General features: G+C 54.9%; 20 protein-coding genes and 1 tRNA gene. 12 read left to right on the forward strand and 9 right to left on the reverse strand.

Going from position 1 to position 25,490, the window contains the following annotated elements; all coding sequences use genetic code 11:
* Positions 1–20: 20 nt before the first annotated feature.
* Together rcsB and rcsD are read right to left on the reverse strand one after the other, a co-directional pair.
* A complete protein-coding gene (gene rcsB / locus V6942_RS15905; protein ID WP_064544005.1) occupies positions 21–671 on the reverse strand; it encodes a response regulator transcription factor RcsB in 651 nt (216 codons plus the stop codon).
* Positions 672–686: 15 nt separating this feature from the next.
* Complete coding sequence (gene rcsD / locus V6942_RS15910) at positions 687–3,362, reverse strand: phosphotransferase RcsD (RefSeq protein WP_106924354.1); 2,676 nt, start codon at positions 3,360–3,362, stop codon at positions 687–689.
* An 835-nt stretch (positions 3,363–4,197) separates the two neighbouring features.
* On the opposite strand from rcsD, the gene V6942_RS15915 reads away from it, so the two are divergent.
* From V6942_RS15915 to mgtE, 6 genes are all read left to right on the forward strand, one after another.
* Positions 4,198–5,367 (forward strand): porin OmpC, encoded by a 1,170-nt coding sequence (locus tag V6942_RS15915; protein WP_106924357.1) that lies wholly within the window; start codon positions 4,198–4,200, stop codon positions 5,365–5,367.
* A 102-nt stretch (positions 5,368–5,469) separates the two neighbouring features.
* Positions 5,470–6,522, forward strand: a complete 1,053-nt coding sequence (gene apbE, locus V6942_RS15920; RefSeq protein ID WP_182930287.1) for an FAD:protein FMN transferase ApbE — start codon at positions 5,470–5,472, stop codon at positions 6,520–6,522.
* A 73-nt stretch (positions 6,523–6,595) separates the two neighbouring features.
* The gene (ada, locus tag V6942_RS15925; protein ID WP_106924359.1) at positions 6,596–7,663 is read left to right on the forward strand and encodes a bifunctional DNA-binding transcriptional regulator/O6-methylguanine-DNA methyltransferase Ada; all 1,068 of its coding nucleotides are present in this window, start codon (positions 6,596–6,598) and stop codon (positions 7,661–7,663) included.
* Positions 7,657–8,298 (forward strand): DNA oxidative demethylase AlkB, encoded by a 642-nt coding sequence (gene alkB / locus V6942_RS15930; protein WP_106924360.1) that lies wholly within the window; start codon positions 7,657–7,659, stop codon positions 8,296–8,298. Before ada ends, alkB begins: the two co-directional genes overlap by 7 nt.
* 84 nt (positions 8,299–8,382) lie before the next feature.
* Positions 8,383–10,026 carry a multidrug ABC transporter permease/ATP-binding protein gene (locus tag V6942_RS15935; protein ID WP_333501469.1) on the forward strand — a complete coding sequence of 548 codons (1,644 nt, stop codon included), beginning with the start codon at positions 8,383–8,385 and terminating at the stop codon, positions 10,024–10,026.
* Positions 10,027–10,155: 129 nt separating this feature from the next.
* A complete protein-coding gene (gene mgtE / locus V6942_RS15940; RefSeq protein ID WP_333501470.1) occupies positions 10,156–11,592 on the forward strand; it encodes a magnesium transporter in 1,437 nt (478 codons plus the stop codon).
* Here mgtE and V6942_RS15945 read toward each other — a convergent pair.
* Positions 11,555–12,772: a SulP family inorganic anion transporter gene (locus V6942_RS15945; protein ID WP_333501471.1), complete on the reverse strand. Its 1,218-nt coding sequence runs from the start codon at positions 12,770–12,772 to the stop codon at positions 11,555–11,557. The genes mgtE and V6942_RS15945 overlap by 38 nt on opposite strands.
* Before the next feature lie 273 nt (positions 12,773–13,045).
* Here V6942_RS15945 and mqo point away from each other — a divergent pair, with 273 nt between their 5' ends.
* Positions 13,046–14,698 (forward strand): malate dehydrogenase (quinone), encoded by a 1,653-nt coding sequence (gene mqo, locus V6942_RS15950; RefSeq protein WP_106924364.1) that lies wholly within the window; start codon positions 13,046–13,048, stop codon positions 14,696–14,698.
* Between the two features lie 100 nt (positions 14,699–14,798).
* Here mqo and eco read toward each other — a convergent pair whose 3' ends face one another.
* Positions 14,799–15,290: a serine protease inhibitor ecotin gene (gene eco / locus V6942_RS15955; protein WP_182928574.1), complete on the reverse strand. Its 492-nt coding sequence runs from the start codon at positions 15,288–15,290 to the stop codon at positions 14,799–14,801.
* A gap of 610 nt (positions 15,291–15,900) precedes the next feature.
* Between eco and V6942_RS15960 the strand changes: the two genes are divergently transcribed.
* Positions 15,901–16,467 carry a hypothetical protein gene (locus V6942_RS15960; RefSeq protein WP_333501472.1) on the forward strand — a complete coding sequence of 189 codons (567 nt, stop codon included), beginning with the start codon at positions 15,901–15,903 and terminating at the stop codon, positions 16,465–16,467.
* Positions 16,467–16,850, forward strand: coding sequence for a hypothetical protein (locus V6942_RS15965; RefSeq protein WP_182930684.1), 384 nt, complete (start codon positions 16,467–16,469; stop codon positions 16,848–16,850). Before V6942_RS15960 ends, V6942_RS15965 begins: the two co-directional genes overlap by 1 nt.
* Positions 16,851–17,012: 162 nt before the next feature.
* Here V6942_RS15965 and V6942_RS15970 read toward each other — a convergent pair.
* The 3 genes from V6942_RS15970 to V6942_RS15980 all read right to left on the reverse strand — a co-directional run bounded on the left by V6942_RS15970 (position 17,013) and on the right by V6942_RS15980 (position 19,166).
* Positions 17,013–17,089 (reverse strand) — tRNA-Pro (locus V6942_RS15970).
* Positions 17,090–17,165: 76 nt separating this feature from the next.
* Complete coding sequence (gene yejM, locus V6942_RS15975; RefSeq protein WP_333501473.1) at positions 17,166–18,920, reverse strand: LPS biosynthesis-modulating metalloenzyme YejM; 1,755 nt, start codon at positions 18,918–18,920, stop codon at positions 17,166–17,168.
* A gap of 18 nt (positions 18,921–18,938) precedes the next feature.
* The gene (locus tag V6942_RS15980) at positions 18,939–19,166 is read right to left on the reverse strand and encodes a YejL family protein (protein WP_333501474.1); all 228 of its coding nucleotides are present in this window, start codon (positions 19,164–19,166) and stop codon (positions 18,939–18,941) included.
* Between the two features lie 183 nt (positions 19,167–19,349).
* On the opposite strand from V6942_RS15980, the gene yejK reads away from it, so the two are divergent.
* Both yejK and V6942_RS15990 read left to right on the forward strand, forming a co-directional pair.
* On the forward strand, positions 19,350–20,357 hold the full coding sequence (yejK, locus tag V6942_RS15985) for a nucleoid-associated protein YejK (protein ID WP_106924370.1): 1,008 nt from the start codon (positions 19,350–19,352) through the stop codon (positions 20,355–20,357).
* 277 nt (positions 20,358–20,634) lie between these two features.
* On the forward strand, positions 20,635–22,596 hold the full coding sequence (locus tag V6942_RS15990; protein ID WP_106924371.1) for a glycosyl hydrolase family 28 protein: 1,962 nt from the start codon (positions 20,635–20,637) through the stop codon (positions 22,594–22,596).
* Positions 22,597–22,650: 54 nt separating this feature from the next.
* Here V6942_RS15990 and rplY read toward each other — a convergent pair whose 3' ends face one another.
* Positions 22,651–22,935 (reverse strand): 50S ribosomal protein L25, encoded by a 285-nt coding sequence (gene rplY / locus V6942_RS15995; protein WP_106924372.1) that lies wholly within the window; start codon positions 22,933–22,935, stop codon positions 22,651–22,653.
* Between the two features lie 228 nt (positions 22,936–23,163).
* Between rplY and V6942_RS16000 the strand changes: the two genes are divergently transcribed.
* Positions 23,164–23,697 (forward strand): lipocalin family protein, encoded by a 534-nt coding sequence (locus V6942_RS16000; RefSeq protein WP_106924373.1) that lies wholly within the window; start codon positions 23,164–23,166, stop codon positions 23,695–23,697.
* Here V6942_RS16000 and V6942_RS16005 read toward each other — a convergent pair.
* Positions 23,694–25,451 (reverse strand): DEAD/DEAH box helicase, encoded by a 1,758-nt coding sequence (locus V6942_RS16005; RefSeq protein WP_333501475.1) that lies wholly within the window; start codon positions 25,449–25,451, stop codon positions 23,694–23,696. The genes V6942_RS16000 and V6942_RS16005 overlap by 4 nt on opposite strands.
* Positions 25,452–25,490: the final 39 nt, after the last annotated feature.

The raw sequence follows: 25,490 nt of genomic DNA on the forward strand, positions 1-25,490 counted from the left end.
GGCCCGATGTGCAGCAATGCTTAGTCTTTGTCTGACGGCGACAGCGTCACGGAGGAGAGGTAGTTCAGCAGCGCGATGTCGTTTTCCACGCCCAGTTTCATCATCGCCGATTTTTTCTGGCTGCTGATGGTTTTGATGCTGCGGTTCAGCTTCTTGGCAATCTCGGTCACCAGGAAACCTTCAGCGAACAGGCGCAGTACTTCGCTCTCTTTTGGCGACAGACGTTTGTCACCGTAGCCGCCGGCGCTGATTTTCTCCAGCAGGCGAGAGACGCTTTCCGGGGTGAATTTTTTGCCTTTCTGCAGCGCAGCCAGCGCCTTAGGCAGATCGGTCGGCGCGCCCTGTTTCAGCACGATCCCTTCGATATCGAGATCCAGCACGGCGCTGAGAATCGCCGGGTTGTTATTCATGGTCAGTACGATAATCGCCAGCCCTGGGAAATGGCGCTTAATATACTTAATTAACGTAATACCATCGCCGTACTTGTCTCCAGGCATGGAGAGATCGGTAATCAGTACGTGGGCATCAAGTTTGGGTAAATTGTTAATTAGCGCGGTGGAGTCTTCAAATTCACCGACAACATTTACCCATTCAATCTGTTCCAGAGATTTACGAATCCCGAACAGCACAATCGGATGGTCATCGGCAATAATTACGTTCATATTGTTCATGTAAAGGCTACCTTGCTACAGCAAGCTCTTGACGTAGGCGTCAATGTCGCTGATGTATTTTTCTATGCTGGATGCATCTTTCTCTCGAATAAGATGTTCAAGCGTTTCACATAACTGCTTGCCAGGTACCAGATTTAGCATGGCAAACACACCCTTAAGGCGGTGAGCTGTCTGTGCCAGTGCAGCAAAGTCCTTTGCCGCAGATTCAGTATACAGCCTGCTAACATCTTCCGGTACCGTATCAACAAACAGCGCATAATAACCGCTGGCGTGAAGCTCAGCGTTTTCATCGCCCCCCAACGGCGACTCTGTGACTTCTTCCTGCGCCAGCTGTTCTTCAATCAGCTGGAGCACGGCATCCTGCATGGCGTTACTCATATTAAAGTTAACGCGCAGCTGGCCGGGGCCAATTTTACGAACTCCGGCTTCATCATCGCTTAAAAGCAAGCCGGAAGCAGTAAGATTAGACGGATTATCCGTTAAAAACAGATCAAATTCTTGACTTGTTGCACGCTCGTCGGGGCTGATGCAGGTTGCCCCCCAGCTTTCCAACTGGCGAGTCACGATGTTGCGGATTTCATTGGAGGTGATATCAATCATCGCCACAACGTCGTCGAGCAGCTGCTCTTCTGACTCGGCATCTTCTTCGCGTACCGCCATTTTCACGTGCAGCGTGTAGCGGGTGCCCAGCGATTCCCGCGCTTTAATGTTTAAGTGCCCGCCCAGCTTGCGTGCCAGCTGATCGCACAGCCAGAAGGTGAGGGCGTTAGCCTTCCCGTAGCGGTCCGACTGCGTGTCGTTGAGATACGGGAAATGCAGGTTGTCTATTTCGCCGTGCGACACGCCGTTACCGGTGTCGAGGATGCGGAAGGTTAAACGCTCTTCCGCCGACTCATCGGCGCTCACTTCAAGGGTAATTTTGCCGATTTGCGTAGTGGTGACGGCATACTGAATCAGCAGCAGAAGGATGCGGCGCAGCGCGTCGCGGTCGCCGTGGCGCTGTTCTTTGGCCGGGACCTGGTTGTTGATAAGCAGCTGTAGCCCTTTGCGTTTGATCGAGGGCAGCACTTCCGGCACCACTTCATCAATCAGCTCTTGCAGTGAGAACTGCGAGGAGGTGCCTTTCCAGCTGTCGTTTTCCAGCATGTTCGCCAGCTGGATTTCATCCACCAGGCGCACCAGCAGATCGGCATGGTTGGCCAGCTTCTGGCTGTCCGGCGTGTCGATGCGGCTGGCTTCATTGGCCAGCGCCTTAATCGGCTGCTTCAGCGTATCGCTGATGTTCTGCATAAATGCCGCGCGGCCCTGCTGGTTTTTCTCGTACAGGCGCTGCGCCTGCTTGAGTTTTTTATTCACCAGAATTTCACGATCCTGGTCGCGAATGATGAATATTTGAGTGCGCGGCGATACCTGGCTGCGGAACTGGCGAATTTCATACAGTTCGTTGTTGATGGTGGCCTGAATGACGCCTTGATGCTGGTCCGCCATGCTGGTGATGTTCTGCAAGTTGAGGTGCGGCAGCAGGTGGTCGGCAATTTTATTGCTGATTATTGTACGGTTAGACTCCTGGTCGTGCACCAGCAGCCCCAGCGGTAATAGTGAAACAATCTCTTCATTAATGGCCCTGAGCACCCGTAATTCGTTGTTGGTGCCGCTGGAGGGCATGCTGCTGGCGCTGCCGCGCGTCGGCAGGTTACGGAAGGTGGAGTAGCCAAACAACGCCAGCGCCAGCAGGCCGATATTCAGCAGCAGCGGCAGCATGATGTTCTGGAAGGTGTCCAGCAGCAGCGTGCCGAACGGCACCTGCCACACCAGGCGCATGCCGGTGGAGTTCAGCGCTGAGGTGATCTCAATGCGCGAGCTATTAAAGTTGATGGCCACGCTGTCGCTGGGATCTTTATCCTGGCTGCGCTGGGCGTTCTGTGCCGGGTCCGGCTCCAGTCGGAAGCTGTCCAGCGACATGGTTGGCGGCACCAGGTCGTTAATCGGCAGGTCGAAGGCGACGACGGTCGCCAGATGCCCCGGCTGGTTAAAGGTGGTGCGCAGGGTGAAGTAGCGGCCGTTCTGCCATGCCAGTCGGCGCAGGGTTGAGAAAGTCTCTCGTTCGTCCAGCGTGTTGGCCTGCTGGAGCATCTCGGCGCGTCGTGAATCGACGATACTGCCGACGGTCGACTCCTTAAAACCGGAGGAGAGATCTTTGAGTGGCAGCGTTGAAATCAGGATCAGGCTGTTGTCCTGGCCGTTAAGGTAGTACATGGACCACGGTACGTTTTCCGCGCCCCATAGGGTATCCAGATAGGTTGACATGCGCTGGGTGATATCGAGCGTTGCGCTGTCGTGAGAGCCGAAAATCAGCGCCTCGGTTTTACGTCTTGGCTTCTCAAGGTAATAGACGTCCTGCTTGAGGCGGGTCTCCTGTAAACCTTCGGCCGGCGTGGCGCTGGTGCTGGCGGCGGCGATATTGTCGTAGATTTGCCAGGTCGTGTAGCGCCAGGTCTCAATTCGTTTATGGACCGCATGCGTCATATCAACAATCTGATAGCTCTTATCTTTTAGCCACGCGTTGACCGCGCTTTGAATCATCACGCCCATCGTCACCAGCAGGACAATGATCATAAGAAGGAAGAAACGGGTGATGCTCCCTGGGAGCAGGGAAAATTTCGTCGGGCTCATCTTGTCGGACTGACTCATTGGCGTGTGTAACCCATCATAACGGCATCTGAATGAGGATATGCTCAAGCTTATAGCGCATTGAGGCGTGTAAACCCTGCTTTGTTCTGCTGGCAGTATATACAAAAAATCTGCCTGGATGCATCAACGCGGCAAAATCGTCGTGGGGAGAGGGGCCTGGCGCTGAGCCAGAAAAATATCAACGGTATTATTCCGCCGATGGGAAAATTCAATATTGTGCGGAATGTGTACAAATAGGCCGTTATTGTACAATTATTTACCAAACATTAAGAAAAATAGCACTAATTAACAAGATATTAATTTTCGTCGGTAGGCGATATTGTTTTTTTTGATGCGAATCGATTAGTTAATAGTCGTTACAATTTAGGCGAGGTAGCACAGTTTGATTCAGTTTATGTAAAGAAGGGTAAAAAAAACCGGATGCGAAGCATCCGGTTGAAATAGGGGTAAACAGACATTCAGAACTGAATGACGGTAATAAATAAAGTTAATGATGATAGCGCTGACTATTTTAGTTGTGGGTGAAGGTTTTGTTTTACCATTCAGTGCTATAACTTTGATGATTTTCAACTCATTGATTTAATGTATATTTCTGTTTGCTTTTTGATTTTTAGTGCTATTTTTCCTGGCTTTTTGTGCTTGTAAAAGTTCCGTAAGTTTTACATTTTGAAACATCTATATGGATAAATGAAACATTTCAAGGGTTTTCGTATCATATTCTTATTGGATTATTCCTGTTTTTACAGCACAATGGGTCTGCCGACTGATTAATGAGGGTTAATCAGTAAGCAGTGGCATATATAAAGGCATATATATATAACAGAGGGTTAATAACATGAAAGTTAAAGTACTGTCCCTCCTGGTACCGGCTCTGCTGGTAGCGGGCGCAGCAAATGCGGCTGAAATTTATAACAAAGATGGCAACAAATTAGATCTGTACGGTAAAGTCGATGGCCTGCACTACTTCTCCAGCGACAACGGTTCTGACGGCGACCAATCCTACGTTCGTCTGGGCTTCAAAGGCGAAACTCAGGTTAACGACCAACTGACCGGTTACGGCCAGTGGGAATACAACGTTCAGGCGAACAACACTGAAGGTTCTTCTGACCAGGCCTGGACCCGTGTAGGCTTCGCGGGTATCCGTGTTGCTGACGCTGGTTCTTTCGACTACGGTCGTAACTACGGCGTTGTTTACGACGTGACCTCCTGGACCGACGTTCTGCCGGAATTCGGCGGCGACACCTACGGTTCTGACAACTTCATGCAATCCCGTGCGAACGGCGTTGCAACCTACCGTAACACCGACTTCTTCGGTCTGGTTGACGGTCTGAACTTTGCTCTGCAGTATCAGGGTAAAAACGGCAGCGTATCAGGTGAAGGCGCAACGGCTAACGGTCGTCAGGCTCTGAAACAGAACGGCGACGGTTTCGGCGGTTCTATCACTTATGATATCGGTGCAGGCTTCAGCGTTGGTGGTGCAATCTCCTCCTCCAAACGTACTACTGAGCAGAACACCAGCACCTTCAACACCACCGATGCTGCTGGTAACGTGACTAGCACCAGCAAAATCTACGGTAGCGGCGATCGCGCTGAAACCTACTCTGCTGGCCTGAAATATGACGCGAACAACGTCTATCTGGCAACGCAGTACACCCAGACCTACAACGCAACTCGTTTCGGTGGTTCCCCGAACGCTGGCGTTTACGGTTTTGCTGACAAAGCACAGAACTTTGAAGTGGTTGCACAGTACCAGTTCGACTTCGGTCTGCGTCCGTCCATTGCTTACCTGCAGTCTAAAGGTAAAAACATCAATAACGGCGTAGTGAACTACGGTGACCAGGATCTGCTGAAATACATCGACCTGGGCGCGACTTACTACTTCAACAAAAACATGTCCACCTACGTTGACTACAAAATCAACCTGCTGGACAAAAACGACTTCACTCAGTCAGCCGGTATCTCTACCGACAACGTTGTTGCACTGGGTATGGTTTACCAGTTCTAATACTGATAACACCGTTGCATAAGGGGCCTTTGGCCCCTTTTTTTATGCCTGAACACCACAAATTAGTGTACTCTTGCGCCGATTGCAGGAGGGTAATAACGGATGGAAATGACTTTTTTACGCATGGCGCTATTGAGCGTCGCAATAGTACTGACGGGCTGCGATAACGCCAGCGAGCCGGCTGCGCCAAAAGCGACGGCGACCGTACTGGAAGGGAAAACCATGGGCACCTTCTGGCGGGTGAGCGTGGTGGGGATTGATAAAGACCGGGCCGAAGCGCTGCGCAACAAGGTGCAGACGCAGCTGGACGGCGATGACCGTCTGTTGTCGACCTGGAAGAACGACTCGGCGCTGATGCGCTTCAACCACTCGCAGAGCACGACGCCGTGGCCGGTGAGCGAAGCCATGGCCGATATCGTGACGGAATCACTGCGTATCGGGCGTAAAACCGCTGGCGCAATGGATATCACCGTTGGGCCGCTGGTCAACCTCTGGGGCTTTGGTCCGGATAAACAGCCGGTGAGTACGCCGACCCAGGCGCAGATTGACGCCGCTAAAGCGCGCACCGGGCTGGACAAACTGACGGTGATCAACCGCGCGGATCGGCAGTATTTACAAAAATCGATCCCGGATCTGTACGTCGATCTCTCTACCGTAGGCGAGGGTTACGCCGCCGATCATCTGGCGCGCCTGATGGCGGAAGAAGGCATCTCGCGTTATCTGGTCTCCGTTGGTGGGGCGCTGGTGAGCCGTGGGATGAACGGCGACGGTCAGCCGTGGCGCGTGGCTATTCAGAAACCGACCGACCGTGAGAACGCGGTCCAGGCGATCGTCGATATTAACGGCCACGGTATCAGCACCTCCGGAAGCTACCGCAACTATTACGAGCTTGACGGCCAGCGGATCTCACACGTAATCGACCCGCAAACCGGGCGGCCGATTACTCACAAGCTGGTGTCCGTCACCGTGATCGCGCCGACCGCGCTGGAAGCCGATGGCTGGGATACTGGCCTGATGGTGCTGGGTACCGAAAAGGCCCAGCAGGTGGTGCGCGAGCAGGGGCTGGCTGTGTATATGATTATGAAAGAAGGCGACGGTTTCACCACCTGGATGTCACCACAGTTCCGCGCTTTCCTGGTCAGCGGCAAAAATTAAAAAGCAAGATTGCGGGTTTTTTAATGCCTCCTTTCTGGCACGGTGACGATTACACTAAGAGGAGGAGCCCGCAATGACTATTCATTCTCTCTATACCGACGAGGCGCGCTGGCAGGCGGTTCTCGATCGCGATGTTCAGGCCGACGGTCAGTTCGTGTTTGCCGTACTGACCACCGGCATCTTTTGCCGTCCGTCCTGCCGCGCGCGCCATGCGCTGCGCCAGAACGTACGTTTCTATCGCGACGCCAGCGCCGCGCTGGCGGGCGGTTTCCGCCCCTGCAAACGCTGCCAGCCCGACCGCCTTTCTCCTGAACAGCAAAATATAGCCAAAGTGGCCCGCGCCTGTCGGCTGCTGGAGCAGGACAGCCCGGTCACGCTTGAGGCACTGGCACAGGCTGTGGCGGTTAGCCCATACCACTTTCATCGCTTATTTAAGTCCATAACCGGCCTGACGCCAAAAGCCTGGCAGCAGGCCTGGCGGGCGAACCGGCTGCGCGAGGCCCTGCGTGAGGGGGAGCCGGTCACGCAGGCGGTGCTGGCCGCAGGGTTTCCGTCAAGCAGCAGTTACTATCGCCATGCCGATGCACTGCTGGGAATGACGGCGCGCGCGCGACGTCAGGGTGGCAAAGCGGCGCAGATTCACTATACCGTCGGTGAGTGTTCACTGGGGCGCTGCCTGGTCGCGCTGAGCGAGCGCGGCGTGTGCGCCGTACTGCTTGGCGATGATGATGCCGGGCTGCTGGCCGAACTACAGCACAGTTTTCCTGCCGCCGAGCTGCTGGAGGGCGATGCGCTGGTCAGCGAGCAAACCCGTGCCGTGATTGCCAGCCTTGAGCCTCATGCTGCGGCGCTCAACCTGCCGCTGGATATTCGCGGCACCGCGTTTCAGCAGCAGGTCTGGCAGGCGCTGCGCGCGATTCCTGCCGGTGAAACCCGAAGCTACCAGCAGGTAGCGGCCGCTATCGGCAGGCCCAAAGCGGTGCGTGCGGTTGCCAGCGCCTGTGCGGCCAATCGGCTGGCCATTCTGGTGCCCTGTCACCGGGTCGTTCGCGGCGACGGCAGTCTGTCAGGCTACCGCTGGGGGGCGACGCGCAAAGCCCGGCTGTTGCAGCGGGAAAAAGCTGAGGAGGGGGAATGTTAGATTTATTTGCCGAAGAGACGCCGTGGTCAGAGCCGCTGGCACCCGGCGCGATGATTGTGCGTCGGCTGGCGCGCGAGCACAGCACGGTATTGTTAGCGGCGATTGAACAGGTGGCCGCCGTCTCGCCGTTTCGCCATATGGTGACGCCGGGCGGTTACACCATGTCGGTGGCGATGACTAACTGCGGGCCGCTAGGCTGGAGCACCGATCGCCATGGCTACTGTTATGCGTCGGTCGATCCGCTCAGCGGCCGATCCTGGCCGGCGATGCCCGCGTGCTTTCGCCAGCTGGCACAGGCGGCGGCGGAACGCGCCGGTTACCGAGGCTTTGACCCGGACGCTTGCCTGATTAACCGCTATCAGCCGGGGGCCAAATTGTCGCTGCACCAGGATAAAGACGAAGCGCGCCTGGATGCACCGATCGTCTCGGTCTCGCTTGGGCTGCCCGCCGTGTTTCAGTTTGGCGGCTTACGGCGCAGCGATCCGCTGCGGCGGGTGCTGCTCGAGCACGGTGACGTGGTGGTGTGGGGCGGTGAATCACGGCTGTTCTATCACGCGATTCTGCCGCTGAAAGAAGGTTGTCATCCGCAGGTTGGACCGTGGCGCTATAACCTGACCTTCCGCCGCGCCGCATGATAACGAATAAAAATAAGAATTATTCTTGATGTGGTAGCTCAGCAGTTTACACTGCTGGCTGTTTTGATTGCTCTGGTTGCTGTTATGGAACTTCTGTTACTTGTCTGGCGTCAGTATCGCTGGCCCTTTATCGGCGTTATCGCCCTGAGCCTGCTGAGCGCCGCACTCGGTATCGGGCTTATCGCCTTCATCAACGTACGTCTGATTGAGACGGTCGACACGACGCTCGCCGTACTGCCAGAATTTCTCGGCCTGCTGTTGCTGCTGATGGCGGTCACCCTGGGCTCGCAGCTCGCGCTGACGACCCTGGGCCACCATTTTGTCTATCGCCTGCGCCGCGAGTTTATCAAACGGATCCTCGACACGCAGGTCGAGCGCGTAGAGAAGCTCGGCAGCGCCTCGCTGCTGGCAGGCCTGACCAGCGATATCCGTGCCATCACCATTGCCTTTGTGCGCCTGCCGGAGCTGGTGCAGGGCATTATCCTGACCGGTGGCTCGGCGGCCTACCTGGCCATGCTGTCGACGAAAATGCTGCTGATCACCGCGCTGTGGATGGCGCTGACCATCTGGGGCGGCTTCATGCTGGTGGCGCGGGTGTATCGCCATATGGCGACGCTGCGCGAAACCGAAGACCGACTGTATAACGATTATCAGACGGTGCTGGAAGGGCGCAAAGAGCTGACCCTCAATCGTGAACGCGCGGAGTACGTGTTTGAGAAAAAATTCACGCCGAATGCTCAGGACTATCGTCATCATATTGTGCGCGCCGACACGTTCCACCTGAGCGCTGTTAACTGGTCGAACATTATGATGCTGGGCGCCATTGGCCTGGTGTTCTGGATGGCGAACAGTCTCGGCTGGGCCGATACCAACGTCGCTGCCACTTATTCACTGACGCTGCTGTTCCTGCGCACGCCGCTGTTGTCGGCGGTGGGGGCGTTGCCTACGCTGCTGAGCGCACAGGTGGCCTTTAACAAGCTGAATAAGTTCGCGCTGGCGCCGTTCAGGGAGTCCTTCCCGCAGCCCACGGCCCACCCGAACTGGCAGACGCTAGAACTGCGTGACGTCACTTTCCACTATGAAGACAACACGTTTGCGGTGGGTCCGCTGAATCTGACGCTCAAGCGCGGTGAGCTGGTGTTCTTGATTGGTGGTAACGGCAGCGGCAAGTCGACGCTGGCGATGCTGTTGACCGGACTTTATCAGCCGGTGTCCGGGCAGATCCTGCTGGACGGCCAGCCGCTGGCGGCCGATAAACCGGAAGACTACCGGAAGCTGTTCTCGGCGGTATTCACCGACGTCTGGCTGTTTGATCAACTGCTGGGGCCGGAAGGCCAGGTTGCCGATCCGGCGCTGGTCGATAAATGGCTGGCTCAGCTGCAGATGACACATAAAGTGGCGCTGGAAGGCGGGCGCATTCTTGACCTGAAGCTGTCCAAAGGACAGAAGAAACGCGTGGCGCTGCTGCTGGCGCTGGCGGAAGAGCGCGACATCATTATGCTTGATGAATGGGCCGCCGATCAGGATCCGCATTTCCGCCGCGAGTTCTATCAGGTATTGCTGCCGTTAATGCAGCAGATGGGGAAAACGATTTTCGCCATCAGCCACGACGACCATTACTTTATTCACGCCGACCGGTTGCTGGAAATGCGCAACGGTCAGCTCAGTGAGCTGGTCGGCGAGGAGCGCGAGCGGGCTTCCCGCGACGCGGTGGCTCGTACCGCCTGATTTTTTTAACCGTTCTGCCGCTTTTTTCAGCGTCCGAACGGCCCGTTTAAACTTTTTTACATCTCTGCGCGCTATGCTTAATTCGCCCGGCGATCCGTCCGGGCGATGTCCCACGAATAAGGATTATTCATGCCACTGTTGAAAAAGAACAGCGCCCGTTTGCGTGATGAAGAGCGTCAGCGCCTGATTTGGCTGTTAACCACCGATAAAGCCGTCACTTCCGCGCTGCTGGGCAAGCTGACGCTTGCAGAGCAGTACGATGAAGGCACGCTGGCTGACGACCTGGCGGAAGTCGGCACGCTGGTGGCGCATCTGCCGCCGCCGGATCTTGCCGATACGCTGGAAGCGCTGCCGTCCGAAGAACGCCATGCGCTGTGGAATATGGTCGAAGATGACCGCCGCGGGAAAGTGCTGCTGGAAGCATCGGAGAACGTCTGGGACGACCTCATTGAAGATATGAGCGACCGGGCGTTGCTCGATGCACTGCAAACGCTGGATATTGACGAACAAATCTACCTGGTGCAGCACCTGCCGCGTGACCTGACCGGACGTCTGCTGGCGTCGATGTCGCCAGCGGAACGCGCGCGTGTGCATCAGGTAATGAACTATGCCCACGACCAGGTGGGGTCAATTATGGAGTTCGAGGTGATCACTATTCGCCCGGACGTCACGTTGGCCTCGGTACAGCGCTTCCTGCGTCGGTTGGGCAAAATGCCGGAAAACACCGATAAACTGTTCGTCGTGCAGCGCGATCAGACCCTGATTGGCGAGCTGGAGCTGAAAACAATTTTGCTCAACTCGGCCGATAAACACGTTCACGAGGTGATGGAGCCCGATCCGGTGGCTTTTCACCCGGAAGAAAAATCGGAAATTGTTGCCCGTACCTTCGAACGTGACAACCTGATCAGCGCCGCGGTCATTGATACCCATGGCAAGCTGATGGGGCGTCTGACCATCGATGAGATCGTTGACGTCGTGTATGAGGAAACCGACAGCGACCTGCGTCGAATGGGCGGTCTGAGCAGCGAGGAAGACGTCTTTGCGCCGGTGACCAAAGCGGTAAAAACCCGCTGGGCGTGGCTGGCGATTAACCTGTGTACGGCGTTTATTGCCTCACGGGTGATTGACGGTTTTGAACACACCATTTCTCAGCTGGTGGCGCTGGCGTCGTTGATGCCGATTGTTGCCGGGATAGGCGGTAATACCGGTAACCAGACCATCACAATGATCGTTCGTGCATTGGCCCTTCAGCATATTCAGCCGGGGAACTTTTCGTTTCTGATCCTGCGTGAAATGGGAGTCGCGCTGATTAACGGTATCGTCTGGGGCGGCATTATGGGCACTGTCACCTGGCTGTTGTACGACGATCTGGCGCTCGGCGGCGTGATGACGCTGGCGATGATCCTTAACCTGCTGGTGGCCTCAATCATGGGGGTGTTGATCCCGATGATCATGGCGAAGCTCGGGCGCGACCCGGCGGTCGGCTCGAGCGTGATGATTACCGCCATCACCGATACCGGCGGGTTCTTTATTTTTCTGGGGCTGGCGACGGTGTTTCTGCTTTAAGCTTCGCCCGCTGTTTCAGGCGTGCGGGCACCAGCACCATCATTATAATACCGGCCAGCACGCCAATGGCCAGGTTTCCGGTACTGACCGTCGCTGCGACGGTCACCAGCATCACCAGCGTTTCCGGCCACGGCGTCCGCTTCAGCGACGCTGGCTGGAGGCTTGGCCAGTTGAACGTCTTAAATGCCACAATCACCATAATGCCAGCCAGCACCGACATCGGTATTTTTGCCATCACTTCGCTGAGCGCGGTGACCAGCAGCAACAGCACCAGCGCTGCAGCAACGGTGGAAATTCGGCTGCGGGCTCTCCCCATTTCAACGTTAACGATGGTCTGACCGATCATGGCGCAGCCGGCAATACCGCCGTAGCAGCCGGCCAGGATATTGGCGATGCCCAGACCGGCGCTTTCCCGCGTTTTGTTTGACGGTGTCGCGCTGAGCTCGTCCACCAGTTTAGCGGTCAGCAGCGATTCCATCAGCCCGACTAAGGCGATGCTCAGGGCGCAGGGCCAGATAATTTTCAGGGTGTTGAGGTCCAACGGTACCTGCCACTGAGTCAGACCCGGCAGGCCGCCGCTCATTGAGCCTTCATCACCGACGGTTGGCAGAATTTGCCCGCTGGTGACGGTAAACAGAGTCAGCAGCACGATGGCGACCAGTGGGGAAGGGATGCTTTTCATCACGCGCGGTAGCCACAGGACGATAAGCATCGTGGCGACAAACAGCGCAACGATAAGCGGATTCCGACTCCAGAAGTGCGGAACCTGAGCAAAAAAGATCAGAATGCCCAGCGCATTCACGAAGCCGGTCATCACCGCATGCGGGATAAAACGCATCAGCTTCGCCATACCGCAAAGGGCAAATAAAATTTGAATGATGCCAGCCAGCAGCACCGCCGGTAGAATGTACGCCACGCCGTGCGCATGCACCATCGGGCCGATCACCAGCGCCACTGAGCCCGCGGCAGCAGTGACCATCGCCGGGCGGCCGCCGAGAAACGACATACTCAGGCACAGGACGACCGAGGCGATCAGGCTGACCTTGGGGTCAACGCCGGCAATGACCGAAAACGAGATCACTTCAGGAATTAATGCCAGCGCGGTGATGACGCCAGCGAGCACTTCGCGCGTAAACAGCGACGGTGAGCGCAAAACGCTCAGGGATGAGGTGTTTGACATAGGGTGTTCGCAGGTTATCGATGGCCGGTTTTCTATAAGCCACAGCTTGCGTGCGTACCATCACAAAGGGGAGAATAATACCGCTTCCCGTCACATTCTACTAGTACCAAATCTCATTTTCTGTACACATTTATTAAACATTTTAATAACAGATCTCAAAACTCAACTTAAATTTTAAACAATATTTAAATTTACCCGCCCTGGTGGTAACGTAACCGTACGGATGTTTTTACCTGCGTGTAACAACTCGAAAGTCAAGTAAGGCCCCCTACGATGAAAAAAAACATAGCTGTACCCAACTCACAGAAATCGGGTACCGAGAAGACTTCTGTGGCGAATAAGGCGAAGACTCGTGCGGTGCATGAGACAGATGTATTGCTGATCGGTGGCGGAATTATGAGCGCTACGCTGGGTACATGGCTGGAGGAACTGGAGCCAGACTGGTCGATTACCATGGTTGAGCAGATGGAGAGCGTGGCGGAAGAGAGCTCAAACGGCTGGAACAACGCCGGAACCGGGCATTCGGCGCTGATGGAACTCAACTATACCCCACAAAAAGCGGACGGCTCCGTCAGCATCGAAAAAGCCATTGATATCAACGAAGCCTTCCAGATCTCGCGTCAATTCTGGGCCCACCAGGTGACGCGAGGCGTGCTGACGCAGCCGAAAAGTTTTATTAATACCGTGCCGCACATGAGCTTTGTGTGGGGCGATGACAACGTTAATTTCCTGCGCGCCCGCTATCGCGCGCTGCAGAAGAGCCCGCTGTTTAACGGCATGCGCTATTCCGAAGACCACGAGCAGATCAAAGCGTGGGCTCCGCTGGTGATGGAAGGACGCGATCCGCAGCAGAAAATTGCGGCGACTCGTACCGAAGCCGGCACTGACGTCAACTATGGCGAAATTACCCGCCAGCTGATCAACGCACTGAAAAAGCGCGATCGCTTTTCCCTACAGCTGAACACCGTGGTGCGTCGTTTCCGTCGTAACGCCGATAACAGCTGGAGCGTGACGGTATCTGATGCCAACAATAGCCATGAGAAACGCACCATTAAGGCGAAGTTTATCTTTATTGGTGCGGGCGGTGCTGCGTTGAAACTGCTGCAGCAGACCAAAATTCCACAGGCCAAAGAGTACGCGGGTTTCCCGGTTGGCGGCCAGTTCCTGGTGTGCGAAAACCCGGACGTGGTGAACCATCACCTGGCGAAAGTTTATGGTCAGGCTGATGTTGGTGCGCCGCCAATGTCGGTGCCGCACATTGATACCCGTATTATTGATGGTAAGCGCGTGGTGTTGTTTGGGCCATTCGCGACCTTCTCAACGCGTTTTCTGAAAAATGGATCGCTGTGGGACCTGCTGGCCTCGACCAATAAATCCAACATTCTGCCGATGCTTAACGTCGGGCTGGATAACTTCGATCTGGTTAAATATCTGGTCAGCCAGGTGCTACAGAAAGATAAGGACCGCCATGCGGCGCTGCGTGCCTACTATCCGATGGCGAAAAAACAGGACTGGCGCCTGTGGCAGGCGGGCCAGCGTGTGCAGATAATCAAACGTGACGCGCGGATTGGCGGCGTGCTGCGTCTGGGGACTGAAGTTGTCAGCGACGATGAAGGGACCGTTGCCGCACTGCTCGGCGCATCGCCGGGGGCGTCGACCGCTGCGCCGATAATGCTTGAGCTGATGGAAAAAGTGTTTAAGGATAAAATGCAGACCGCAGAGTGGCAGACGAAGATTCGCCAGGTTGTGCCAACCTATGGCTCAACGTTAACTGAGAATCCGCATCTGATTGATAAAACGCTGGCCTACACCAGTGAAGTGCTGGGCCTGCGTCATGAAGGCGTTCGCGAGGCGGATCCTGTCCCGGCCGTTCAGACCGCGCCGAAGGCGGTACCGGTGAAAGAGATTGCGGATATTGCGCTGTAAGGTATGAACGTGACCCGCGGCGTAATTTCTGGTCACGAGAGATAAAAAAACCGGCGAATGCCGGTTTTTTTATTGTCACCTCAAGCCCGTCAGGGGGAGATTAACGCACTTCGGCGTTATGCACCGTTTCCTGAGCCTGCCAGATGCGATATTTGACTTCGACATTCTCGGGCGCGTAGACCACGATCGGCAGCTTGCTGTTGTAGCGCAGCATAGCGTCATCGCCTAGCGAAGCGGTGATGAATTTCTTGGTTTTTTCCTGGTTCGGGCAGGCCATCATGGTTGACGCCGGGCCGCTGATTTTTTCAACTACGTAATAGTCGTAGCCCCAGCCTTCCAGCGTTTTGCTTTCCAGTTCGCCGCCCAGGCGATGTTGGTTGCAGTCGACTTCCAGCGTTTTACCAATCAACAGTTCTACCTTATAGGCAGACTCATCTTTCTGCGCCGGTAGCTGAATCACCTGGCGCTTCATGCCTTTCTCAGCCTGCGGGTAAGGGGCAATTTTTTCCAGCGGCTGTTCAGCAGCCCACGCGCTGCTGGAGACGCAGGCGATGGCGAGTAATGATGCGGCAAGCTTATGTGCGTTTTTCACTGTTCATCCTTTTTATCAGTTTGCAACCGGGAGAGAATATCATTCCTGCGATGAATGATAATCGTCTTTTACCAAATTTTGCATTAGGAATAGTTCTATATATCGATTTCTGCCTTATGCTTGGTTTTTTATCTCATTCGCGGGCAAGGGGCCTTACCTGTTGCGCACGCCGATGCCGCTGACGGTGAGCTGAGAAAATATCCATAAAATAAATTCCTCTGCATAAATCATCATAGTCGATGATATCCCCGATCAAAAAAAGAGATAGTTGCACCGTGAAAAAGTTTCATTGGTGTATCACAGCACATATTGCTACATTGCCGCGCCTACGTCATTTGCATTACCGAACATGAGCGCAATATTTATCTGCGCGGAATCGCCATGCTCGTTTTACGTATTAATGCGTTTGATGTTGATGTATGTGGGTTGTTAACGAGTTGGCCATATTTATTGTTTTTACATTGATATCTGACCAACGTTGTTAGTAAAAGGTAATCTGGTTTTAATCAGTAACCGATAAATATTAATAATTTTAAAAAAGCATTATCGCTATCCGAAAGGGTAGACGTTTTATTTGATATGGTTTGTTGTCATAGTTAAAGGTTAAATGGTGAAAAAGTTAATTGTTGTTCTCTCTTTTATTTCTGCGTCTGTTTCTGCGACGGTAGATTTTAGTCATAGTGAGGTCGTCAATGAGGCTCAGGATGGTTCTTATTCTGTAAAAATGTCGGATGGTAGCGTGTGGCGCGGCGTCACTGAAAGTGAATTGACCGCACAACAAATAAAAGGCTACCAAATGCAGCAGGCGCTGCTCCATGCTCAACAAGTTAATCACTATGGCGTGAAAGGTCATTTAAATCTGACGCCGCAGATAAACCCTGGGACTATCAACGTTGCCGTCTCCAGCCTGCATTCTGAGGCTTTAATTCAGACCCCAAACGGCATTGTGAAGGCGGGTTCGCTCCCCCCTGACGCTCAGGTTGCGGTACCCTTCAATGGCGCATTCAATCAGCCGTTAAGAAGAGGGGGCGACCATGGCGGGATGCATTCCGGCGTTGAACACGGTACGGGCAACGGTGGAAATAATGCGGCTAATTCTACTAGTGCGCATGGTTTAGGTGGTGATAATCATATCGGCGGCGGCGCTGCTCAATCAGGTTCCCGAGGTCATTGGTAATGAAAAAAATAATTTTAGCTGGTCTTATTCTCTCCGTCACATTCACCGCGCAGGCCATCAGCGAGGGATATCGCAAACAGCTGGATAAATCTGGCTGTACGCAAATGAATGATGGGCACGGCTGTGATATTCACAAAACCAAAGCGCAGAATCAGGCGGCTGCTGCAAAAGCTAAGCCAGTTGCCATTGGTGAAGTCCGGGGGGATGCCGAAACAATATTAGGAATGCGTGCTAACGTTGCTCTGGATTATTTATTAAACCATAAGTATCAGCCTTATGGCGAAAGCGATTATGTTAAAGGGAAATGGATGATTAGAGTCGTCATTGATAAAAATAAAGATTACCAGGTGGTGAATGCGCAGATTCTCCCTTTTAGTCAATAAAACAATGTTCAGAAAAATACTCTATATTTTAGCGCTGCTGTGTCTGGTATCGATATTTGCAATTGGCTGTATTGCGATTGCATGGTTAATGACGCATACACGTTAAGCCTGAAGAGCAGGCATAAAAAAACCAGCCATGATGGCTGGTTTTTTTTGACTTTTTGGTCGGCACGAGAGGATTTGAACCTCCGACCCCCGACACCCCATGACGGTGCGCTACCAGGCTGCGCTACGTGCCGACGCATGAAGGCCATACTACCGCTTTTATCGCTGATTGCAAGTCGTCGGCTTGCCGATTGATTCATAATTAATCAATCAGTTAGCGATAAAGCGTTTTTCCTCTGTTAACACCTGTAACAGCAGGCTGAGCTGCGCTTTCTGGTCACGCACGCGCTCGCCTTCGGCGGTCCAGGTTTTATAGTGACCGTTACGATCGAGCACCACGGTCATCGTCGGGGTCGTAATGGCCAGCGAGTCGTTATCCGCTGAGGTGACCCAGTTATGACGGCGAGCTGCGCTGAACAGGTCCTGCCCCTGCGAGTATTCGTTGGCCGACGTACTGACGTGCAGCAGGCGCTGCATCAGCGTCGTCATAATATCTTTATGGTTGGTCAGCAAACCAATGCGCTGCGCCGGTGTGCCCGGCCAGTGGATGACCAGCGGAACCTGAAGCTGCGCGCGTGACCACTCGAAGCTATTATTCTGCCCGTTCAGCGCGACGCCGTGGCCAGCGGTAATAATGACGACCGTATCCTTCAGCTTGCCTGAGTCACGCAGGGCGTCCAGCACGCGGCTAATTTGTTCATCAACCTGGGCGGCCGCGCGGCCGTACTGCTGATCGGTTGCCTGCGCGTTACTGACGCTGGTGCCGTTAAACGATACCCACGAGAACCAGCGGTTCTCATCCTGGGCATTGTTCTTCAGCCAGTTAATCCACTGGTTCGCCGTTTGCGTATCGTTCTGCGCTTTGCCCGGCGGCAGCGAGAAGTCGGACAGCAGCGCCTGACGATAAATCGGGCTTTCAAAACCGTCGGAAGAGAACAGCCCCAGCTGGTAGCCCTGCTGGTTCAGCGCGCTGATCAGCGCCGCGGGAATACGCGCGGCCAGGACGCCATCCATGTAGGTTGGTGAAATACCGTAGAACAGTCCGAAGAGACCGTTATCGGCGGTATTCCCGGCGCTCATATGTTGGGTAAAGTTGACGTTATCGTGGGCAAAATGCGCCAGCGATGGCATCTGTTTTTCGAACCGTGAGTAGTTCAGGCCATCGACGGTAATCAGCAGTACGTTCTGCCCGGCACCCATATCGCGGAAGCGCAGATCGCTAAGCGGATATTGTACGGTGACGGCTTCAGGATCGCCCTGTTCAACCAGACGGCGCTGGTAGTCCTGGGCGTCGAGCAGACCGTGTTTTTCCAGGAAGCGGCGGGCCGTCATCGGATAGGAAAGCGGCAGGTTAGCGCGCTGCATGGTAATCGGGCGATAGAAGTTCGCATCCGCCCAGATATACATCACGTGCGAGGCAATAAAGGACGCAAAGAAGAACCATGCCACCGGGCGCGCATAGTGGCGGCGGCGCGTCAGGCTGCGTAGCTTCTGCCAGCTCCAGGTTGCAAAGAGCATTTCTACGAGCAGGATAACCGGCACGCTGATAAACATGAGCTGCCAGTCGCGGGCCGTCTCGTTTTGATCGGGGTTGATCACCAGCTCCCACACCACCGGATTAAGGTGCAGGTGGAAGCGGGTAAAGACCTCGCTATCGATAAGCAGCAGCGTCATGCCCGCCGTCGCCAGAATGGCGGACAAGAAGCGCATCAGGCGCTGGGACATGACGACAAAGGTCAGGGGGAACAGTATCAGCAGGTAGGCAGAGAACACCAGAAAGCTGAAGTGCCCGACAAGGCTGATGTAGGAGAAAACGCGTCCGGCCAGCGTTGTCGGCCAGTCGGCAACAAACAGATAGCGGCTACCGAGCACCATGGCCAACAGCATGTTGAACAGGGCGAACCAGTGCCCCCAGCTAACCATCTGGGAGACTTTTTCTCGATAGGGCTGACGATGTGTCACCATAAACTGTTGCTTGTACCCTTAGTGCGCAGGATCGCTATCAATGGAAGATTGCAGCGCCTGGGCAAAAGAACGTGCGATAGCCTGGCGTTGAGCCGGAGCTACGCTGCTGTTAATCAGGTTGGTCACCATATTACCCAGAACCATCAGCGAAAGGTCGGTCGGGGTTTTATGTTGTTCCAGCACGTTAGCCAGCTCGCTCAGCAGCTGTTCTACGTGTTCATCACTATAGCGGGATTGTTGTGGCATAAATCGAAATCTGTCTGTTCATTAAAGGGCAGTATATTACCGTAGCAGCAGCATTTTTTCCGCTTTTTTTCGGCGTAACGCGTTATCCTTTGCGCATTATACTGCCGCGACCTCGGTAAAGTGCGTGTTGCACAGTGACATCGGGGGTGGTTGAATACACCCGATCATTAAGGAGAGTTTAACATGAGTCTGGATATCGACCAGATTGCTTTGCATCAGCTCGTCAAACGCGACGAGCAAAACCTTGACGTGGTGCTGCGCGACACGCTGCTGGAGCCAACCGCGCCGGTTGAAGAAATGATGGCAGAGTTGCATCGGGTGTACAGCGCAAAGAACAAGGCCTACGGCCTGTTTACTGAAGAAAGCGAGCTGGCGCAGGCGCTGAAACTGCAGCGTCAGGGCGAGGAAGACTTCCTGGCGTTCAGCCGTGCGGCCACCGGCCGTCTGCGTGACGAACTGGCGAAGTATCCGTTTGCCGACGGCGGCATCGTGCTGTTTTGCCACTATCGTTATCTGGCGGTGGAATACCTGCTGGTGGCGGTGCTCAATAACCTGAGCAGTATGCGCGTTAACGAACAGCTGGATATCAGCGCGACCCACTACCTGGACATTAACCACGCGGATATCGTGGCGCGTATTGATTTAACCGAGTGGGAAACTAATCCGGAGTCAACCCGCTATCTGACCTTCCTCAAAGGCCGCGTCGGCCGCAAAGTTGCCGACTTCTTTATGGACTTCCTCGGCGCCAGCGAGGGCCTTAACGCCAAGGTGCAGAACCGTGGCCTGCTGCAGGCGCTGGACGATTTTGCCGCTGAAGCGGAGCTGGATAAAAACGAACGTCAGAACGTGCGTCAGCAGGTTTACGCCTACTGCAACGAACAACTGCAGGCTGGGGAAGAAATCGAGCTGGAATCGCTGTCTAAAGAGCTGTCTGGCGTGAGTGAAGTGAGCTTCAGCGAGTTTACCGCCGAAAAAGGCTACGAGCTGGAAGAGAGCTTCCCGGCGGATCGCAGCACGCTGCGTCAGCTGACTAAATTTGCCGGCAGCGGCGGCGGCCTGACGATTAACTTCGACGCCATGCTGCTGGGTGAGCGTATTTTCTGGGACCCTGCGACCGACACGCTGACCATTAAAGGCACGCCTCCAAACCTGCGCGACCAGCTACAGCGCCGGACCTCAGGCAAGAGTTAACCCCTCAGAGCCCGCACGCACTGCTGCGGGCTCTGTCTATCCCCGCATTCGCGTATCTTGAGTGACCCCACTCGCAATTCTGCTATCACACCGCGCCTTAACGGGTTGAATTTTGACCTTACTCTCAGTTATTTCTTAACAAAATAAATAAAAATGCGTTTCATTTTATATGCAAAGTTATTTTGATTCGATAAAGGAGGGCCGTTTTAGCAAAGAACGGCCTATGGCCGCGGTATTTTTTGCCTGATGCCGCGGGTAACTGAGAGGATAATTAAACATGCACAATACCTTCAGACACTCCCGGATCGCGTTAGCCTTGGCGATCGTCTTCGCTGGTGCGCTCAGCGGCTGTGATAATAGCGCTGCGGCACAGCGCGAGGGATCTGCGGCCCCACAGAATGTCCAGTCGCCGGTACTCTCCGCCGATGATACGCACGCGGTGTTGGTATGGGAAAAGCCGCTCGCCGAGGCAGAAAAGGTGGTCGATTACCATATCTACCGCGACGGGACGTTTGTGGGCAGCGTGCGGGATAACCAGGACGTTTACTCGCCGGCTAAACCCTACATTGATAATTTTTACCAAACGCTGGATGACGGCTGGCAGCAAAAGGTGGATCTGCGCAGTTTCACCGCCGATGGCCTGAAGGCCGATACGCAGTATCGCTTCACGGTTCGCGCCGTCTATGCCGATGGAAAAGAGTCTGCTGACAGCCAGCCAATAACGCTGCGTACGACCAAAACACCGCACGTGATTGATGTGAAAAGCGTGGGGGCGATAGGCGATGGCAAAACGCTGAACACGACGGCGTTACAAAAGGCGATCGACAGCTGCACGCTTGCTGCTTATCCCCAGGGGTGTAAGGTGACGATTCGCGATGGCGTCTTTAAAACCGGCGCCCTGTTCCTGCACAGCGACATGACGCTGGAAATCGCCGAAGGGGCAACCCTGCTAGGCTCGGATAATCCGGCAGACTACCCGATGAGCAAAGGTTATTTCCTCTATCCCTACACCGATAATCCGTTGCCGAAGCGCCCACCGTCGCTGATTAACGCACTGGAAGCGAACGATCGCGGTAGCTCGCATGCGGGAACCTTCCAGAATATTCGTCTGGTCGGTAAGGGTACCGTTGATGGCAACGGCTGGACGCGCGGCGTGAAGGCGGGCGGGGCGGAATCGATAGTGGATGAACTGGGCAATACCCTGCCGCAGTATCGCGCCAGTAATGCGAAGAAAGTCGGGGAAGATGGCGTACTGGCAAAAAATCAGACCGAGCAGGCGGTAGCGGAAGGCATGGACCGCGATAGCGCGTATAAAAACCGTCGTTCTAGCCTGATGACGCTGCGCGGCGTGCGCAATCTTTATCTGGAAGGTCTTACCATCCTGAATCCGGCCTTCCACGGCATTATGGTGCTGGAGTCGGAGAATCTCGCCTTCAATGCGCTTAGCCATAAAACTTTCGACGGTAATAACGCCGACGGCATTGAGCTGGGCAACAGTCAGCATGGCCTGGTGTTTAACAACTTCTTTGATACCGGCGATGACGGCATGAATTTCGCCGCGGGCTACGGGAAAGGCGTGGAAACTTTTGCTCAGAAGGCGCAAAGCGGCGCGTGGATCTTTAACAACTATTTCCGCAAAGCGCACGGCGCAGTGGTAACCGGTAGTCATACCGGCGCGTGGATAGAAAAAATTATCGCCGAAGATAACGTGATGTACCTGACCGATATCGGCCTGCGCATGAAAAGTCGCCCTTATTACGGCGGCGGCGCACGTGAGGTGGTATTCCGTAATAACGCCATGAAAGACCTGGCGAAAGAACCCTTTATTTTCACTATTAAATACAGCGCGGATGTTAACGACACCACGCCAGCGGCCGAGCCTGCGCAGTTCCGCAACGTGACCGTGGAGAACGTCTCCGTGGACGGTACGGCAGCGAAGAAAAGTATTCTGGTTGACGGCATGACCGCGCAGGAAATGACGCAAGCGTACGGCATTACCTATGCGCGCGATGCTTATCATCAGGATATTGCGTTCCACAACGTGAAGTTTCGCCATACCCAGGCGAGCAATATTAGCTTCCTGCGAGACAGTCAGTTTACGCAGGTCACTTTCGATCCTGCCGGGAAAGCGTGGAACTTTGCGCAGGTGAGCGGAATTACGCTGAAAGACGGCGTGAATGATGCCGTGATATCGGCGACAGGTACGGAGAAGATTGTGCGGGATGCCGCATCGAAGTAAAAAAAAACGGCTCCCATAAGGAGCCGTTCTTTCATCACGTAGATTCGTTAGCGATTAAGCGCGTACGAAGTCGATGTGAGACAGTTTCGGCTTGAACGGGTGACGCTGCACCGCCTGAGCTTTAACTTTTTCTTCTTTACCATCAACAACGATGGTCAGAACTTCGCTGTAAAATTCAGCGTTGTTCTGCAGGTTCCACAGCTTGTCGTGGTCCAGTTCGATAGCAACCGGAGCTGCTTCGCCACCATAAATGATAGCCGGGAACTTGTTAGCTGCGCGCAGGCGGCGGCTCGCACCCTTACCCTGCTCTTTACGTGCTTGTGCTTCGATAGTAAACATTGAATAGCTCTCTTGATTAATCCTGCTACAGGCGACCCAGCAGCAGGCAAATGATCTGCTTCACGGATGTGAAAGCGGGCGGCATTATAGCTTCGATTCCCCGGGCGGGCAATGAAAACCTCACCGGGCAGAGGGCGTTACGCCAGGGCTCGCTCCCTTGTCTGAATTTGACCACGCGGCTTTTCTATCCTCTACACTTAAGGCGAGCCATTTTTGACAGGAGGAGACATGAGAATATGGCCCATCGTGACGGGGGTGGCTATTTCTTTGGCGCTGGTGGCCTGCCGCTCGCCGACGCCGCCGAAAGGCGTCACGCCCATTAATGATTTTGACGCGAGCCGTTATCTGGGCAAGTGGTATGAGATTGCTCGCCTGGAGAACCGCTTTGAACGGGGATTGGAGCAGGTTAATGCAACCTATGGCAAACGGGCCGACGGCGGGATTTCTGTCGCCAACCGCGGCTTCGACCCGCAGAAAGGCGAGTGGAAGCTGAGTGAAGGGAAGGCGTATTTTACCGGTGAGCCCACGACGGCAGCGCTGAAGGTTTCCTTCTTTGGTCCGTTCTACGGTGGCTACAACGTGATTGCGTTGGATGATGAATACCAATATGCGCTGGTCAGCGGGCCCAACCGCGACTATCTGTGGATTCTGTCGCGCACGCCGACGCTGCCGCCGCAGGTACGTCAGAATTACCTGAACATTGCCCGCGGCCTCGGTTTTGCTGTCGATCGCTTGGTGTGGGTGAAGCAAACGCACAGCTAGCGTAGTTCGTTGGCCCGGCGGTAGCGCCCTTCATAGTCGAAGATCTTTTCCCGCACCTGCCAGTAGGGGCCTTTTTTGCGGGCGACGATAAAATCCGGTGCCCGCAGCAGAGCCTGCTGGCTGAGGATATCGGCGGGCGTTATCCAGCGCAGCGGTACGCCGGGCGTACGGGTATGCGGGCGAATAAACAGCTGCTCAAACGCCGTTTTCTGTGCGGGTGTGTGCAGGCGGAAGCGTTCGCTGACGTCGGCACCATCTTCGTCGTAATAGGTGATTTTCAGCCAGCCACCTTTTTCGTCCATCCCGTCCTGTAACACCATGCCGCTACAGCGCAGCACCAGCGCGTCTTTTAGCTTCAGCGCCGCCTTCAGCATATCGTCCGGGTCCACCAGTACGGTGTCGCACTCGCGACAGCGGCGGGCGGCAATATCGTTCTCGGCGTTACACTGCGGGCAGTTTTTAAAGCGGAAGCGGTAGTCGCACTGCTCGCGGTGGCCTTCATCATCCTCAAGCCAGCCCTGGCAGCGGCGGCCAAAATGCTCAATGAGCGTGCCGTCGGCGGTCATTTTGCCCCAGAAGGTATTGGCAAAGCCGCAGCCAGGGCAGAATACCTGTACCGGCACGTTATCGCTTTTACCTTTGGGTGCCCCCACTTCCGGGGCGTACAGGTCGTGTGGGTTGCCGGCGTAATCCAGAATCAGACAGTCCGTTTTCCCCGGCGCCAGCCGCAGGCCGCGGCCGACAATCTGTTGATACAGACTGATCGATTCCGTTGGGCGCAGGATAGCAATCAGATCGACGTGCGGCGCATCAAAGCCGGTCGTCAGGACCGCGACGTTCACCAGGTAGCGGAACCGCTGGTTTTTAAACGCCTCAATCAGGCTGTCGCGCTGCGGCCCCGGCGTTTCGCCGGTGATCAGCGCGGCATCATCGGCGGGCAGCAGGCCGGTGATTTCCCGGGCGTGTTCAACGGTGGCGGCGAAGATCATCACCCCTTTGCGCGTCTGTGCGAACTCTTCTATCTGGCTAATAATGTGCGGCGTGATGCGCTGCTGCTGTTTGAGTTCACGGTTGAGATCCGCCTCGCTAAACAGGCCATTGCTGTTGGCCTGCAGGCGGCTGAAATCGTACTGCACGACCGGCATGTCCAGCCGTTCCGGCGGCGTCAGGTAGCCGTGCTTTATCATGTAGCGCAGCGGCAGCTCGTAGATACAGTCGCGGAACAGGGCATTTTTATCGCCGCGCACCATACCATGATAGTGGAACTGATAAATCCAGCCTTTGCCGAGGCGGAAGGGCGTTGCCGTGAGTCCGAGCAGGCGGATCTGCGGATTGACCTTTTGCAGGTGGCCGAGGATTTGCTGGTACTGACTATCGTCGTCGTCGCTGATGCGGTGGCATTCGTCGACGATCAGCAGCGAAAACTCCCCCTGAAAATGGTCAAGATTTCGCGCTACGGACTGTACGCTGCCAAAAACCACCTTACCGTGACTCTCTTTGCGTTTCAGCCCGGCGGCATAAATATCGGCTTCCAGCCCGAGCGCGCAGTATTTGGCATGGTTCTGTGCGACCAGCTCTTTCACGTGAGCCAGCACCAGAACGCGGCCGCGCGCCAGCCGCGCCAGCTCGGCGATGACCAGACTTTTGCCTGCGCCGGTGGGGAGCACGATAACCGCAGGTTCGGTATGGCGGCGAAAGTAGGCCAGGGTGGCGTCAACCGCTTCCTGTTGATAGGGACGTAGTGTAAAAGTCATTGCCGTGATGTTAGTCCTTAATAGCCAAATAGTATGCCA

Origin of the sequence: Kluyvera genomosp. 2 (assembly GCF_036759865.1) — a bacterium.
GTDB lineage: Bacteria > Pseudomonadota > Gammaproteobacteria > Enterobacterales > Enterobacteriaceae > Kluyvera > Kluyvera ascorbata_B.